Genomic DNA, 16,580 nt, shown 5'->3' on the forward strand with positions numbered 1-16,580 from the left:
ATTCACATTGGTTCGATAATCGTATTTGCTTCTTATAAAGAGTCACACACCGAAGCAAACTAACCTGCCATGACTGTTTTATCTCCATTTTATTTTTTCGGCCAAACTGTTCGACTCAATATAGCACCCATCATAAGCGTCTGATTTTATTTGCTTAAAATGTATATTTTATATTTTTGATAGGTTTTATTTTTGTATAGCGAAGAGAAAATCATCAATGATTTAAAGGTTACGAGAAAATGAAATTTACTTTATTTATTCGCTGACGGTATCGCGCATTATTCATATCGAAACTTACTTAACGATATGAAAGGTAGCGAACGATGAACACTTACATAAACCGTATTAATCAACCTTCTCCGCAGTCTAAAGCTTTACTGCTACTTCTTTCCTTAGCTGCGTCACCGGTTATGGCTGATGATACCCGTACCAACTCTGAACAAACGTTTGATAATTGTGTATTACGTCAAATCCATATGGATGTTGAGCAAGACAGCCTAGAAAAAATCAAAGCTCAGTGTGAGCAAGAAAAAACAGCGGGCCATGCTAAAACCACAACCCGACATGAACTAGAAAAAGAAACGGCAGAGAACCCTTTTGTTATTACGCCTTATCGTCAGAACTACCTACTACCGATCACTCATATGAAATCGGTCAATAAGAATCCATACAATTCTGAGGTATTCGGCGATGCAGCCGATGGTTTGAGCGATGAAGAAATCAAATTCCAGATAAGCTTTAAAGTGCCTTTGATTACCGACGATATCTTCAATGAAAGTGACGAGTTGTACTTTGGTTTTACATTGAAATCATTTTGGCAGGCGTACTCGTCTGATATCTCAGCGCCCTTTCGTGATACGAATTATCGCCCAGAAGTGTTTTATGAAACTAAATTACCTATCGAAGCGGGTGATGGTGTGTGGTTTTCTCGAGTTGGTTATGAGCACGAATCAAACGGTCGTACTGATGAGTTAAGCCGAAGCTGGAACCGAATTTATGCGGGTGTGGGTTACGAGGAAGATAATTTTATGATGTACGTTGAACCTTGGTACAACCTGGGCGGAATGGACAGTGATAACACCGATATTGAAGACTACCTTGGTCACTATGAAGTGACGACAGCGTACAAATATGACGTACTAGAGTTCACTGGCGTGGGTCACTACAACTTCAGAACAGGCTACGGCGGTCTTGAAGCGGGCGTCAGCTTCCCACTCTTAGAACACGTGCGTGGGTACGTGCAGTATTTTAATGGTTACGGTGAAAGCTTGATTGATTATGACTATCACAACCAACGTATTGGTGTCGGCATCTTGTTGACTGATATTATCTAATAAACTGAATTTAAAAGAGAAGCTTTCGATGACAAATATTATATCAATTCAATCACACGTTGTTTTTGGTCATGCCGGTAACAGCTCCGCCGTTTTTCCAATGCAAAGAATGGGCGTTGAAGTTTTGCCGATTCATACCGTTCAGTATTCTAACCATACTCAATATCAGCAAGGTTGGACGGGGCGAGCGTTTGACGCCTCAGACATTGACCAATTGATTTCGGGCTTAAACAATATCGGGCAGCTTGATCAGTGTTTTGCCTTAGTCTCAGGCTATCAAGGAAGTGCAGCTCAATGTGATTCCGTTGTAACGGCGGTGAACACCCTTAAAACGCGTAACTCACAAGCTTTGTATGTATGCGACCCTGTAATGGGTGACCCTGAGAAAGGGTGTATAGTACCGGATGAAGTCACCGATAAACTGGTCAACAATCTGATGCCGATCGCTGATGTGATTGTTCCTAATCAATTTGAACTGACTCAATTTACTGGGATGAAAATTGAATCACTTGATGATGCAGTGAAGGCGTGCACATTGGCCTTGAGTAAAGGTCCGAAAGTGGTGTTAGTGAAACACTTGCATAGCTTGTCAGATGAAAATTTCTCGATGATGTTAGCAACATCGGAAGGCACTTACTTAGCTCAGCGCCCTAAATTAGAGTTTGCCAAGCAACCGGTAGGCGTTGGTGATTTGATCACGGGCTTGTTTTCTGCTGGCCTATCAAAAGGTTTATCGGCAGTCGATGCTTTTGGGCATGCTCACAACGCAGCGTTTGGGGTATTAAAAGAGACTCAAGATCGCGGGGAATGGGAGTTGCAAACCATTAAAGCGCAAAATGAATTTGTCCAGCCTACTTACGATTATCCTGTACAAAAAGTAGGTTAACACTCTAAAAATCCAGTGGCGGTGAGTACGCAAATCAATGGCGGATATTACCAATGAAACGCGAGACAAATTGGGTGCTCTCACTACCACACTTCGATGAAAAGAGGCTAACACAACCAATTGTGAGTGAAGACGTTAGAAGGTTACTCCGAAGCGTATTTAAGCGCAAAATAAGCTATTGATTCTAAAGAGCCTCGATAATGAAAATTATCGAGGTTTTTTTGTTTTTTGTACAATTCTATCCTATAGTTTTTAACTAAATACAATAAGTTATAAAGAGTCTCGATAGAATTTATGAAGAATCAAAAAGTGCAGTATAAGTTCGACGAATGGTTGTTTGTTCCCTACGAGGATAAGTTTATCCTAGATGGAGAGACCATTGTTATTGATAATAGACTTTCCAAACTATTTCATTTCCTTTGTGAATACCCAGATACTGTCTTTTCAAGAGACGAGCTGATTGACGAAGTGTGGAATGGTTCGATTCTTTCTGATCAAGTTATCACACAGGCTATTTTTGAGCTTCGTAAAATTCTCAAACAGCATGGGAATCACCCTCATGGATATATTGTTACGGTACCCAAACGAGGTTATAAATTAGACGCTACTGTTGATCGGACAATCGAAGCTCCGAAAGTATTGATTGATAGTGTTTTTAGAAGTGAATCGCTAGAAACTGAAACATCGGACTATTCAAATGAAGGCGAAGTGCAACCTGAAACCGAATCTACAGAGTCTGTTATCGCAGAGACTAAAGAAGTTGAACAATCTGAGGCTTTCAATGAAGACCCGGTTGCTGAAGAGCAGGCGCAGACGTCAACACCTTTAGTCGAGCCTACTAAACCCAGTCATCCGCCAGTACAGCCACCAAAGACACAGACAAAGGAGCCCAAATCAACTAACGTAAAAAAAGCACCTTTGTTGATTATCGTTGCTGTGCTCTTTGCCGTGATAGTCTCTTGGTTTTTTATTAATCAGAACCAAGCCCCAAGCACACATGTAGCGACAAAAAATATCGCTGAAACACCAAGTTATTTATCTCTTGAGCCTAGATACATTCATGTGATTATTGATGATGAGATAAGAAAAGATGATTTGAAAGTCGGAGTCATCAAAACGTTATTAGACTTTTTAAAAACATATCAAGATTTTCGGATTATCTATGATGGCCCCGCTGCCAAGTTAGCGGCAAATGAGATTCACTTTAAAAGCAGTACAAATCAAAGTAAAGAACGGTTAGAGATAGAGTATTTCAATCGTATATCGAAACATAAGCATTTAGATCGCAATTATGACGTATCTAATCAAGCATTGAAAAGATCGATAAAATCGTCGTTAGATGATTTACTGGATTCATTCAATCTTGATATCGATAAACAACAGATAGCGAAATTAGTTAATGAATTACCTGATGATAGCGTCGCATTAAATTCAATCTTGACCGCCCACTCAGCTACCTACCATGGTACTTCAGAGCTAGAAGCTCTTGAACTGATAAAACAAGCCGAGATTTACGCACCAGAAAATCCTTACATTGTGGCTTCGGGTTATATCTATAACCTTTCTTATCTGTATTTGAATCCCAAGCAAGATAATACAACGTTAATTGCAGAGCAAAATGAAAGAGCACTAAGGAAATTTTCGTCATTCTCCGAAGAAGGACGTAATACTCCAAGAGTAATAGAGGCTATGGTAATGATGGCCTTATCACAGGATGATACTGTAGCAGCCAATTCATTACTTAATGCGATACCTCCAAATCGCCGTTCGGTTCTTTTTTATATTCTAAGTGCTAAAAAAGCAGAGTTAACGGGTAATCGAGATGCAGCAGAAGAGCTTTATTACTATGCGGTATTAGAGGCTTCGACCACTTTAGTACTCGATCTATCTGAAGTCTTATTTTTCAACAGTGATTTATCGGATATAAAGACCAAAATAGAACTGAGCTCTCGTTAGAAACTAGCAACCAGATACACAAAAGGCACGGTAACTGAGGTTACCGTGCCTTTTGTGTTTGAGTTCATTCACCTTGTGTTCGCTTTACCTTAGTTAAGGATGGTATAACCACGTTCAGTCATACAGTTTCTCATCACTTTGTCTTTTTCTCCTGAATATTGCATAGAAGCTTGTTCTTTTTGCGCTGAACCGCCTAAAAACCCCGTCACCAGTCCAATGCCCGCGCCTATCTCTGCGCCTGTTGAACCTGAGCCACCGCCGATTGCAGCTGCGCCAGCACCTAGAGCCGCTCCTCTGCCAACATGCCTAATTGTCGTTCTGCCTGTGCTCTGTGTTTGTTGCAACTGCACCTGGCCACTCAATTGTTCACATTGATACATATCAGCACTGTATTTTTCCTGATCTAAACCTTTGGTGTCGATGATTAAGTTTTGAGAGAAAGCTTGCGGGGCAACCGCAATTGCCATTAGTGATAGTAAAAGTAGTTTTTTCATTTTCTTATCCGTTAGTTGATTAATTAAGATGATCATAACGGATGACAAATCTGAATAAATAAAGGCCGTATAAACCATATCTAATAATCTTCTACTGCAAAGCCACCATCAGATTATTATTAATTTCAGGATAAAAACCAGATAAAAACCAGATAAAAACCCAATAAAAATTAATTCTAAATTGTTGTTTTAAATGGATTATATAAAAAATAGCATAGTGTAATTAATTGATGATAACAAAGCTTGCTTAGTACCTTAATATTCTCACCACGTTAACCACACCCTATCTAGGAGAGAATATGCCAACTCCAACAAAACTATACCATTCAGACACATTGAATAAGCTTCGTGATCTGATCACTCCAGCCGCTTTAGTTACTTTTTAATGAAAAACTTCATATTTAATACGGTATCAAAATGAAAAATAAGACAAAAATTACTCCTCTGATCTTGTTGGCGATGAGTGGAGCGGTAAAAGCGGATTCACTGAGTGAAATCTATGGTTTAGCCAAACAACATGATCCTGAACTGCTTGAAGCGGCTGCTCAACGTGACAGCGCATTTGAGGCGATCAACTCAACAAGAAGTGACTTGTTACCACAAATTGACCTAACTGCAGGGTACGTCTATCAAGATACAGATCGTCATGAGGCTGACGGTAGTTCTGGGAACGTTAATCTTGGATTAGTCCAGTCGATATACGATCGCGGCAGTTGGATATCTCTCAGTATTTCTGAAAAAACGGCACGTGAAGCAGATGCTCGTTATGCGGTTACTCAGCAATCTGTTATTTACAATATAACAGAAGCTTATTTTGATGTTTTATCTGCAAAAGATAATCTTCGTTTTGTGCAGTCAGAGAGAGAGGCTCTAGCTAAACAACTCAATCAAACGGAACAACGTTTTGCCGTGGGCAGTGCTCCCATCACGGATGTTCAGGATGCACAAGCGCAATATGACAATGTTGTAGCGCAAGAAATACAGGCTCAAAACTCGGTAGAAAATGCCTTGGAAGAATTACGCGCGATTACCGGACAGCCCGCTTCAAACCTTTCTGTTCTTGATATCAATCGATTCTCGACTTCAATGCCTGAACTCTCTGCAAATGATCTTGTTCAAAAGGCAAGTAATGAGAACCTACAAATTTTAGCCGGACGTATTCAAAAGGATATTGCTAAAGAGCAAATCTCACTTGCAGGTTCTGGCCATTTACCGACAATTTCATTGACGACTGGTTATGAATACACAAAGAATTTTGATGAACCGAACAACCCAGTAACAGGTTATCCGCAAGATGACGATGAGAACCTATTCAACATTGGAGTATCTATCGATCTGCCAGTGTATTCCGGCGGACGTGTCACTTCAGAGGGTAAACAAGCTCAATATCAATATGTTGCTGCAAGCCAGGATCTAGAGAGTACTTATCGCGACGTAGAGAAGAATATTAGAGCAATCAATAACAACATTCGCTCAGCGATTGGGTCGATAAAGGCTTATGAACAATCATTGGTGTCCGCAAAGTCAGCATTAGAGGCGACAGAGCAAGGCTTTATGGTGGGAACACGAACCATGGTAGATGTTTTGGATAGTACGCAAAACGTATATCAAGCACAAAAGAACCTATCGGATGCTCGTTATCAATACATTTTATCAAGAGTTCAGCTGAAACAGGCTACTGGTTCATTAAGTGAACAAGACATTTTTGATGTGGACGCTGGATTAACTCGAATCTATTAATTGCGCTTTAAGAATACTATCCATGAGCTCCCAAAGCTTGGGAGCAATACAAATTACTATGGTGCAAGTGCCATTGAATAGGCAAACAAAATGAAAAATTTAACTCGAAATGTAGTTATCACGCCACAAACGCAATCAATGATTAATGAACAGTTATCAACTTTAATGCAGTTAACCGAAGGCGCTTTACACGTTGAGTATGAAGCTAAATTCAATATTGTATTCCAAGATTATGAAATTAAAGTATCTGCGTTCCTGCCAAGCCAAACCTTTTATCTAAACAGCACTGATTGTGATTTGGGCAAGGGACTAGAAGATGCATTTCTTGGACTCCAACATAAACTACAGAAATATGATGATAAAAAGGCAGTTAAACAAGCCATAGCAACTAAGATAAGTCAGGTGGTTCATGCTCTGAATGGTAATAGACAAGCTTTGCTTGCCAAGATTCGTTAACCCAAATCAAAAGCATCATTGCGACAGAATTAAATTTACTTACGTCCAATCTACATTACGAATAAGAGCTGTTTGAAACTTTCTTTCGAGAGTTTTATGCGGCTCTTTTTACGTCTGTATTTATGTTATGGCATGAGTTCGTTGTCGTGCTCTCAGCCTCTTAGATACCACTAAAATTCTGAACAGCACAGTGGCTCTATGGTACGTAGGAGACCACTTTATGACAACGCAGAGCATTCTTAAGTCTATTACTTCGGCTAGCCTAAGGGGACTTTATGATGGCTGATTATTAGAGCTAATAAGAACACAACTCTCTACTGAAGCGGAATATACTTCCGTGCGAAATAGACGCTGGCTTACCTCTTTGTTTCTAAGCAAGTTTCAAGTGCTACATATGCAAAAAAGCCCGCTGATTTCTCAGCGGGCTTTTCAATGGTGGTGGAGGGATAGGGATTTGAACCCTAGAAACTCCGATATTCATTCATTCATTAAATAACCTGATATCAATAACTTAATCATAACGCAGACTAAATTTGCTAATTATTGACTTACTAAATTGACTATAGTTTGTTATTCGTAAGTCCGTCAAGAAACGCTTCTAAAATATCCTATATTTGTTCACTTTAGACTAAAGATCACTCTCCCTCACAGGCCGCGTTTACACTAAATCATCTATAGTTGAAACTTGGTCAAACAGACACTTACTGAAATTACATATCCAATCGGCGCACTGCGCCGATTATTAAGCATAAATATATTTTGGTTAGAGCTTAATGTCTTCTTACTACTTCAATAATAACTGTATACGACATTAACTATCAAAGATCGATAAACTGGGAGTAGTTTCATTTTGTATCCCGACTCTGTAAGACAAGAGTCCCAAGATAAATACCCACAATGATACTCAACACAGAAAAAACGCCCGCCAGAGAAAGTACTGGCATCGCCACTAACAGCTGAGTATCGTTCCCTCCACCAGCCATCACAGCGCCAAGCCCCATAAGCACACCAGCAACCAAATGTTTACCCAATCGACGTATAGAGCTTAACCTCAGTGAAAACGACCCAGTAAATAACGCGGCGCTAACCATTCCAACTATCAGAGAAATCATTAAGATAAAACGCTCGCTGCTTGGCCAATCTTCAGCTCTTCCATGCCAGAGTGAAGTACCCATAGATTTCAATAAACCACTTGGCGTCCAGTGTTGTTCATAAAGGAATACAAAACCTGCCGTTAAGCCAATTCCCAGCATTGATAACCATAACTTACGATTTACCGCATTCATGAAATAGCAACTCACCACAATAATGAACGAAATGCTCCCAAGGAATGCATAGCGAGAAAAATCAGACAATACCAACTTATCTCCCTTTAACTCGTTAGGTAAAACGGGAGCAAATAACAACCAAGCAACGAACCACCCTAATATCGTCGCCAGCATCACAACTTCACCACGAGCTAAACGGCTAACCGTCGATACCCCGCAACCACTATTAATTGCCGCTCCAATACCAAACAGAAAACCACCAAACAGAGAAAACAGACTCGGCCAAAAAGCGGTGGATAAAAGCCGCCCTTCTACGACAGAGCCTAGAGCCATAGAAACCCAAGCCAGCGAACCACTAAACACAATCGCAACGATGAACATCGGTGATCCGTTTATTGCCTCCTTCACTCCTCTCACCATACAAAGGCCCGTAGTTTGTGCAAGATACCCCAACAAGAAGATGCAGAGTAAAGCGAGAATAAACAACATACATAGCCCCCGAATTGCATTGATTTTACTGCTGTCGTTCGTTAAATATAGTAGCAACCTAGAACCCTAAGGACAGAATATGCACCACAAGCTTATTGATTGGCATAAGTCTCGACACCCTAATTACTTAGGAGACAACAAGGTTAATAAACTTTCTGCCACTGAGCTTCAGTGTTTAACGGTTCAAATTTTACAGCCTATCGAACACTCACTAGGGGAGGTAACAGTGACCTATGGTTATACAAGCCATCCTCTTTTAAGGTGGATATTGAAAAATAGCCCTGGAGATATGGCGCCCGATATTGACCAACATGCCTCTATGGAACTCAACACCCGGGATAGTCGTATCTGTAAGCGCAGTGGGGCTGCGTGTGATATTTATGTTGAAGGGTATGAGCAACGTATGAATGAGGTCGCTCGATTTATCTGCACGCATTTAGAGTTCGACCGCCTCTATTTTTATGGCAAAGATAAACCTCTGCATATTAGCGTTGGGGCTGATAATTCAAAATACGCCCTTATCCGACAATGCCGAAGTGACGGGCTTCGCGTAAACACAAAAAGTGCAAAAGGTAGCGCCACACAGGCATTGTTTGATGATTTATAATCTTCAAAAACACCTAAGGAATAGGAATGAACGAAGAGCTATTTGCTGAACTGACCTCTCAAATAAAAGTTGGAAAACAACTTCCCGATGCCATTTATCTTCATAAAGACGCATTCAGCGCATTGCCTAAAGTATTAACACAGTTCATTCCTGCCGTAGCAAAAGCCGTTAACTTAGATGAAGAAGAGTGGAACCTCGTTAAGCTGTTTAAAAAAGAGTTCCGTTTATCTCTTCTTCATTACCCTGATTTTTATACTGATTCCTATCCCGCATTAGAACAAAGCCTCAATGTCGACCTCTCTAAACTAAGCCACAAAATTACAGGCTATCGCGAATCTGAAAACCCGCCGATCTTACATCGAAAAGAAGCCATGGTTTTGCCAACGAGTGAATATTACGAGCACTTCATTTCACTCACACAAGAAGGCGAGAATGCAGGACTATACGAAAACAGCCGTTTGATTGGTTTTAAACGTTCTTGGGAAAACCTAATAGCACGCCATGGTTACGAGCTTGTCGATGGTCGACTATTCCGATGCTCCTCTGTGACAACGCAAGAAGAGGCTGGGATTGATAGGCACAGAACAGCCATCGTGCGTCATGAACTCTCCGCACCAATGAAGACTCTCGTTAAACATGGTTACTTAAAAGGCGAGCACTCAATTTTCGATTACGGCTGCGGCCGCGGAGACGATTTAAGAGAGCTCGAAGCACATGGCCTCGACGCTCTGGGTTGGGATCCGAACTTTCAACCCGACAACGACAAATCCAATTCTGATATCGTAAACATAGGGTTTGTTCTTAACGTAATAGAAGATCAAGATGAAAGACTCGATGCCCTACTAGGCGCATGGGAGCTAGCAGATAAATTTCTGGTGGTTTCTGTCATGCTGGCCAACGAAAACTACATTGCTCAGTTCAAACCTTATAAAGATGGGGTGATTACCTCTCGTAACACCTTCCAAAAATACTATGCGCAATCAGAAATCAAAGCGTACATAGAGAGAAGCCTACAAGAAGACGCCATTACCGTCGCACCCGGTATTTTCTATATTTTCAAAGACAAACTCGAAGAGCAGCAATACCTTCAAAGTAAATACAAACGACACCATAAATGGAAACAACTGACTTCACCAGAACCTATTGAAGCCAAAGACAAAGCCAAACTGCTTATCACTCGGCATCAAGACTTGTTTAATGACTTTTGGAACACCTGCTTAGAACTCGGCCGCATTCCTGCCAACGATGAATTTGAACAATCAGACAAAATAAGAGAGCTGGTTGGCTCACACAGAAAAATCTTTAACTTACTGCAAGAGATGTTTGATACCCAAGAGTTTGAACAAGCAGAAAAAAGCCGAAAAGAAGATCTTCTCCTCTACTTTGCTATGGGACTGTTTGAGAAAAGAAAACCCTATACGCAGCAACCAGAGCCCCTAAAGCGCGACATCAAAGTCTTGTTTGATGATTACAAAACCGCAATCAACCTGGCTGCGGAATTACTGTTCGCAATTGCAGACACCGACTTAATTCATCAGCAATGCGAGAAAGCACATTGCCTGTTACCAGCAAGCCTTCTTAATAAAGGGCATTCATTGATTCTACATCGAGACTTTATCGATGATTTACCGCTACTGCTACGAGTATACGTGGGTGCTGGGTTACAAATGTACGGCGAACTGGATGAAGAAATAGACCTAATTAAAATTCATATCACATCAGGAAAACTCACCGTCACCGCCTATGATGACTTTGAAAAATCGGTGCCTTTCTTAGTAGAGCGCATAAAAATCAAGATGGCAGAACAAGACGTCGACTTCTTCGATTACGTTAATGAAGATCGCAGGCCACCACTGCTTAATAAGCACCTTTACATGCCAACCGAGCACGAGAACTACAAGAAACAACAGAGCTTTGATAAACGATTAGCAAAGCTTATGGAGTTTGAAGCAAGTGAAGAAACACAGATGATCAGAACAGAATTTGAGGTTCTATTAGAGAAGGAACATAAAGAGATCAAAGGGTTTACGCTAAGTTCAAAATAACGCTTTTTTAGTACTATAAAAACCTATGGTTACCATAGATATCTGGCCTACATACCTGTAAAATATTCAGCCTATTTTGGCATACCTATGTGATAATTCACATAGATTAGACTAAAGCATAACAAACTAAAAGCTTAGTTTGTCAAAATATGACATACCAACTATGGTTTATGTCATAGACAAATAACATAACTTAGAGTTCACTATGCAAAATCAAGATTCAGGCTATTGCTATTCATTTCCAGCTGTCAGAGGTATTCAAGCAGGACGTCCATTTTACATTGCGACATGTCCTCTTCGAATCATCCCTAAGATTTTCAGTTATAACGAAGATGATGTTCCACCAGAGCTTAGAGCTCAAAGAACATTAAACAAGACTCGTATACCTGAAATGGTCAAATACCTACTCGACAACCCTAAAGAGTACGTATTCTCAGCATTAACAGCATCGGTTGGAGTTGATATATCTTTCCACGATCATGAAGGTGCGCCTAATTTAGGTACGCTTCAAATCCCGATGGATGCGCAGATTCTAATTAACGATGGCCAACACCGTCGTAAAGCGATAGAAGAAGCACTAAGAGAAAATCCAGACCTTGGGCAAGACAACATTCCAGTATTGTTCTTCATCGATGAAGGTTTAGGGAGAAGCCAACAAATGTTTGCTGACTTAAACAAGTACGCAGTAAAACCTAGTCCATCTCTTGGCACTCTCTACGATCACCGAGACGAAAGCTCTGAATTAGCGCGTGAATTAGCAGCTAAAGTGAAACCATTCATTGGAATGACTGAAATGGAAAAATCCAACATCAGTCCAAAGTCGAATAAGCTATTTACTTTAAGCAGCATTAAACAATCAACACGAGCACTTTTAAGTAAAGGGCCAAAAGATGGTTTCACTGAAGAAGAGAAGCAGTTAGCGTCTGAGTTTTGGGAAGAGGTCACTCGCCATATTAAAGATTGGCAAATGGTGATCGACAAACAGATATCCCCTGCACAGCTTCGACAAGAATACATTCACGCACATGGTGTCGGGCTGCATGCGATTGGCGTCTTGGGTAAACACCTGTTGTGCCAAGAACCAAAACAATGGAAAGAAAAGCTTCAGTTACTAGGGAAGGTTAATTGGTTGAAAACCAACCCTGAATGGATAAAGCGCAGCATGAACCACGGCAAGTTGAGTAAATCGAATATCAATATTCAGCTCACAGCAAACGCACTTAAAATTGAACTTGGGTTACCACTAACCCCAGAAGAAAAAGCTCTAGAGAAGCAGTTATCATGATACACGAGCTAAAATTGGCAGAAGATCTCGCCGAAGAATACCAAGAATTCATCAACGCTGAAGAGTTCGCAAATAACAAACTCAGCTACTATGTTGCTGACGTTCAACGCGTCTATTGTGCAGACAACCGCCCATGGGTGATTGGCTACAGTGGTGGTAAAGACTCCTCCGCTATCATGTCTTTAATCTATATGGCACTACTTGGCTTAGAAAAAGAACAACGCCACAAACCCGTATTTGTCGTTTCATCAGACACACTGGTCGAGACACCTGTTGTTGTTAACCACATTAAAGACTCCTTAGCTGCGATACAAAAAGGCGCCAAGCGCGACGACTTGCCAATCAGCTGTCACAAAGTTGTACCAGAGTCAGACCAAACGTTCTGGTCAAGTCTTCTTGGTAAAGGCTACCCAGCACCGACACGTTCATTTCGCTGGTGTACAGAGCGAATGAAGATCGATCCGGTTAGTGACTTCATCAAAAGCAAGGTATCTCAATTTGATGAGGTGATTGTTGTATTGGGCTCACGTAGCCAAGAAAGTGCCTCGCGTGCTCAGGTTATCGCTAAACACAAAATTGATGGCTCTCGTCTAGCTCGCCATACAACGCTAGCCAATGCATTCATTTACACCCCTATTGATACATGGGCTGTTGATGATGTTTGGAAGATCTTGCGTTTATGTCACCTAGAGACAAAAGAAACGCCACTAGGTATTAGAAACATCTGGAAAGATGACTATGACCTAGAATGGGAAAACCCTTGGGGCGGTAAAAACCTAGTACTTTGGAATCTATATAAAGACTCTTCAGGCCAAGGTGAATGCCCAATGGTGATTGACGAAACTACCCCCTCTTGTGGTAATTCTCGTTTTGGTTGCTGGACATGTACCGTAGTAACCAAAGACCGTGCGATGGAAAGCCTTATCCAAAACGGTGAAGAGTGGATGGCACCTCTTCTTGAGTTCCGTAATAAGTTAGCAATGACGACAGACCCAGCTAACAAAGCAGAATTCAGAAACCATAAACGTCGTACAGGTCGCGTGAGCTACCAATACGCGAAAGAAGGCGAAGATATTGCTAGCGAGCGTAAACACGTCCCGGGCCCTTACTGGCTTAAATACCGCCGCCAATGGCTTCGTGAATTACTAGAGCTAGATAATAAATTTAAAGCTGAAGGCCGAGAGATTGAGTTAATCACAGTGCCAGAGCTGCATGCTATTCGCCAAGAGTGGATCCATGATCCAAACGAGCCAGATTGGGATGATTCTCTACCAACTATTTTTAAAGATGTTTATGGCTACGACCTTGATTGGGTGTATGACGATAACGCAAGTTTTGGTAAAGATGACGCACAGCTAATCCATGAGCTTTGCAATAATTTCGATGTCGAACCTGAAATGATCATGAAGCTCATCGAGCTAGAGGTCTCTATGGAAGGTTTAAGCCGTCGTAGTGGTATCTCGAACAAAATCGCATCGCTATTGAAACGAGACTGGGGAAGCTTGGAAGAGATCAAACAAAAGCATGCTTCACTGCAAAGCAAAGCCGAGTTTGATATTCACCAACAAGAAATTGAGCGCTATAACGAACAGCTTGCTGACCTAGATAAACAGCTTCAAAAAGAGTTTTAAATACTGAAATGTTGATTACAAAACTAACTTTAAACAACTTTCGCGTGTTTCGCGGTGTGCATGAAATTGACTTGCGCCCTGCTCCAGCTCGTTTAAGTAAAAGTGGCCCTATCGAAGGGACCGAACGACCTATTATTTTATTTGGCGGCTTAAATGGTGCCGGTAAAACATCAATACTGACAGCCGTTCGCTTAGCGCTTTTCGGGCGTCAATCATTTAGTCAATTACTTTCAAATGGTGACTACGTTGACGCTTTATCGGAACTGATTCACAAAGGTGTCGGCCATGGTGGTGTTCAAGATAATGCATCGATCGAGCTTGAGTTTAAATACAGCCAGAACGGCGAAGAAAACACCTATAAAGTAATTCGCGGCTGGAAACGAGGCAAGAAAGACAACCTTTGCCTTGAGAAAGATGGTATCCAAATTCCAGAGCTCAATTACGAACAGTGCCAAGGTTTTCTTAATGAACTGATTCCAACAGGCATCGCTGACTTATTCTTCTTTGACGGTGAGAAAATCGCAGAGCTAGCTGAAGACGAATCTGGAACAGTTTTAAAAACCGCGGTTCGCCGACTACTAGGGTTAGATGTCATAGCTAAGCTTAAGAGCGACCTAAACATCTTCCTAAAAAAGCAAGGGGCTGCAGCTTTAAATCAATCCCTGAAAGAAGAAATGGATAACCTCGAGAACACTCGAATTAAACATGAAAGAGAATCAGAAAAACTCCGCTTTGAAGCTGACCATGAAGTCTACAAACAGATTGTTAGCATTAATTCTGATATCCAAGTTTTAGAAAACAAACTTGCGCAAAACGGCGGTGCTTGGGCAAAAACCAGAGAAGATGAACAACAAAAAGCTGAAAGCTTGCTGAAAGAGAAAGTGGAGCTTGAGAAGCAGATTCGTATGGAAATGGAAACCAGCCTTTCATTTTCACTTGCTCCGAAAGCAATGCAAAGGCTTCAAACTCAGATCAAACAAGAGCAACAAGTTAAGAAGAAGCAGAACTTTGGTAATGAGCTAGATTCATTCTTAGAAACACTATGCTCAAAATATCCAAGCTTTGATACCGAGATGGCGCAAACCGCAATCGCAGACAGTTTTAAAGCACACGTCGGTGAATTCGATTCAACCGAACTTCTTTTGGATATCTCTGATCGCCAAGCGAACACTATCGATTACCAGTTATCCAACCTATCGCAAGATTCTTTCTCTCGCTTTGACAAAGCACGAGTACGCCTCCAAAAAGTCGAAGAAGAGATCGACAACGCTTCAAATAATATCGCGCGAGCCCCTGAGCAGGAGCAAGTACAGGAGCTATTTGCAGATGTTCGTGCTTTAGATAAGAAGAAAGAAACACTGATAATCGAATATCATAAGTTACTAGAAAAGGCGAAACGAGAACTTCGATTAGCACTGGAAACAGCTCGTCAAATTCAAAAGCTACACGATAAGCACAAAGATCAGTCCAACAAAGATCAAAGCGTTAGCAACGCCCAAAACTCTATCTTATTGCTAGAGAAATTTGGTGAACAGTTAACCAAAGCGCGTGTAAATCAGTTAGAAAATGAGTTCGTACAATCATACAAAAAGCTAGCTCGTAAAGAGGATTTACAACTAACAGCTTCAATTAACTCTACGTCATTTGATGTAGAGTTAATTGATGAACACGGTATTAAGATAAACCGCAAAGCAATGTCTGCTGGTGAAAAGCAGATCTACGCTATATCAATTCTAGAAGCACTTGGTCGTACATCTGGTCGTAAGCTACCAATTATCATTGATACTCCACTTGGTCGATTAGATTCGCACCATCGTGACAAGCTGGTAGAAAGTTACTTTCCTTTCGCAAGTCACCAAGTAGTCATATTGTCTACTGATACAGAAATCGATAAAAAATATTTTATGGGTAGACTTCAAGATGATTTGGCTCGTACTTACGAAATCTGTTTTGACGGTACAACTAAGTCTTCAACGTTGAAGGAAGGTTACTTCTGGAAAGAATCGATTAAGGAGGCTGTGTAATGCTACCTAACCGTATGAACTTAACCCGCTCGACTGAAGAGCAGCTTAAAAAGCTGAAGGGGTACACAGGTATCACTCCAAACGTATCGGCTCGTATCGCTTTCTTCCGCTCTATTGAAAGTGACTTTCGATACCAAGGTCAAGAAGCGAAGTTAGATGGTTCACTTGTACTAGATAAGTACACTTGGCTTGGTGAAACTAGTGATGTGACTGAGCTAATGCTGAAGATGTACTACCCAGCACTTGATATTAAAGAGTACCAACAAGCTTGGGCAGCACACGTTGAAGATGGGATTGCTTCAATTCGAAACCATTCGAGCTTAACAAAGTTATCAAATAATATTTAATTAGATCCGCCTGCAGTG

General features: G+C 41.0%; 13 protein-coding genes. 11 read left to right on the plus strand and 2 right to left on the minus strand.

Annotated features, from left to right (window positions below; genetic code table 11):
- Nucleotides 1–323 precede the first annotated feature (323 nt).
- The 3 genes from AC3CKG_RS17780 to AC3CKG_RS17790 all read left to right on the plus strand — a co-directional run bounded on the left by AC3CKG_RS17780 (nt 324) and on the right by AC3CKG_RS17790 (nt 4,176).
- Nucleotides 324–1,334, plus strand: a complete 1,011-nt coding sequence (locus tag AC3CKG_RS17780; protein WP_488529681.1) for a phospholipase A — start codon at nt 324–326, stop codon at nt 1,332–1,334.
- 28 nt (nt 1,335–1,362) lie between these two features.
- Nucleotides 1,363–2,220 carry a pyridoxal kinase PdxY gene (pdxY, locus tag AC3CKG_RS17785; protein WP_488529682.1) on the plus strand — a complete coding sequence of 286 codons (858 nt, stop codon included), beginning with the start codon at nt 1,363–1,365 and terminating at the stop codon, nt 2,218–2,220.
- 294 nt (nt 2,221–2,514) lie between these two features.
- Complete coding sequence (locus AC3CKG_RS17790; protein ID WP_488529683.1) at nt 2,515–4,176, plus strand: winged helix-turn-helix domain-containing protein; 1,662 nt, start codon at nt 2,515–2,517, stop codon at nt 4,174–4,176.
- 89 nt (nt 4,177–4,265) lie between these two features.
- On the opposite strand, the gene AC3CKG_RS17795 is transcribed toward AC3CKG_RS17790, so the two are convergent.
- Entirely contained in the window at nt 4,266–4,670 is a 405-nt protein-coding gene (locus AC3CKG_RS17795; protein ID WP_248384973.1) for a glycine zipper family protein, read from the minus strand.
- 417 nt (nt 4,671–5,087) lie between these two features.
- On the opposite strand from AC3CKG_RS17795, the gene tolC reads away from it, so the two are divergent.
- On the plus strand, nt 5,088–6,410 hold the full coding sequence (gene tolC / locus AC3CKG_RS17800) for an outer membrane channel protein TolC (protein ID WP_488529684.1): 1,323 nt from the start codon (nt 5,088–5,090) through the stop codon (nt 6,408–6,410).
- A gap of 90 nt (nt 6,411–6,500) precedes the next feature.
- Complete coding sequence (locus AC3CKG_RS17805; protein ID WP_488529685.1) at nt 6,501–6,866, plus strand: hypothetical protein; 366 nt, start codon at nt 6,501–6,503, stop codon at nt 6,864–6,866.
- 845 nt (nt 6,867–7,711) lie between these two features.
- Here the strand turns inward: AC3CKG_RS17805 and AC3CKG_RS17810 are convergent.
- Complete coding sequence (locus AC3CKG_RS17810) at nt 7,712–8,515, minus strand: YeeE/YedE thiosulfate transporter family protein (protein WP_488529981.1); 804 nt, start codon at nt 8,513–8,515, stop codon at nt 7,712–7,714.
- Between the two features lie 187 nt (nt 8,516–8,702).
- Between AC3CKG_RS17810 and AC3CKG_RS17815 the strand changes: the two genes are divergently transcribed.
- The 6 genes from AC3CKG_RS17815 (at nt 8,703) to dndE (ending at nt 16,562) form a co-directional block, all read left to right on the plus strand.
- Nucleotides 8,703–9,230, plus strand: a complete 528-nt coding sequence (locus AC3CKG_RS17815) for a hypothetical protein (protein ID WP_488529686.1) — start codon at nt 8,703–8,705, stop codon at nt 9,228–9,230.
- A 26-nt stretch (nt 9,231–9,256) separates the two neighbouring features.
- Nucleotides 9,257–11,275 (plus strand): DNA phosphorothioation-associated putative methyltransferase, encoded by a 2,019-nt coding sequence (locus AC3CKG_RS17820; protein WP_488529687.1) that lies wholly within the window; start codon nt 9,257–9,259, stop codon nt 11,273–11,275.
- A gap of 205 nt (nt 11,276–11,480) precedes the next feature.
- Nucleotides 11,481–12,560 carry a DNA sulfur modification protein DndB gene (gene dndB, locus AC3CKG_RS17825; protein ID WP_102488382.1) on the plus strand — a complete coding sequence of 360 codons (1,080 nt, stop codon included), beginning with the start codon at nt 11,481–11,483 and terminating at the stop codon, nt 12,558–12,560.
- Nucleotides 12,557–14,191, plus strand: coding sequence for a DNA phosphorothioation system sulfurtransferase DndC (locus tag AC3CKG_RS17830; protein WP_050712508.1), 1,635 nt, complete (start codon nt 12,557–12,559; stop codon nt 14,189–14,191). The genes dndB and AC3CKG_RS17830 overlap by 4 nt, the downstream gene beginning before the upstream one ends.
- An 8-nt stretch (nt 14,192–14,199) precedes the next feature.
- On the plus strand, nt 14,200–16,215 hold the full coding sequence (dndD, locus tag AC3CKG_RS17835) for a DNA sulfur modification protein DndD (protein WP_488529688.1): 2,016 nt from the start codon (nt 14,200–14,202) through the stop codon (nt 16,213–16,215).
- Nucleotides 16,215–16,562 (plus strand): DNA sulfur modification protein DndE, encoded by a 348-nt coding sequence (dndE, locus tag AC3CKG_RS17840; RefSeq protein WP_280603627.1) that lies wholly within the window; start codon nt 16,215–16,217, stop codon nt 16,560–16,562. The genes dndD and dndE overlap by 1 nt, the downstream gene beginning before the upstream one ends.
- Nucleotides 16,563–16,580 lie beyond the last annotated feature (18 nt).

It is taken from the genome of Vibrio sp. QJM3NY_15 (genome assembly GCF_057785995.1).